Annotated in this window: 1 protein-coding gene; it reads right to left on the bottom strand. The window is 33.7% G+C overall.

Going from position 1 to position 255, the window contains the following annotated elements; genetic code table 11:
* The coding region (locus FFR48_RS28650; protein ID WP_162502006.1) for a hypothetical protein at positions 1-255 on the bottom strand (255 nt) is incomplete at both ends.

The raw sequence follows: 255 nt of genomic DNA on the forward strand, positions 1-255 counted from the left end.
AACAATTTTACGTCGCCAGTAGAACTAAAACCACCAATATCATAATTTCCCGTTTGCAAATTTCCTAATTTGATTTCGCCAGTGGTACTTTCTACGGAAATATTACCAGAATCATAACCATTACCAGTGCTAACAATATCACCCGCAGTAATGTTACCACTTGCAAATAATTTTACGTTGGCAGTAGAACTAAAACCATAATTATTATAATTTTGCAAATTTCCTAAGTTAATTTCACCAGTGGTACTTTCTACG

This window comes from Sphaerospermopsis reniformis, from assembly GCF_005402885.1.
GTDB lineage: Bacteria > Cyanobacteriota > Cyanobacteriia > Cyanobacteriales > Nostocaceae > Sphaerospermopsis > Sphaerospermopsis kisseleviana.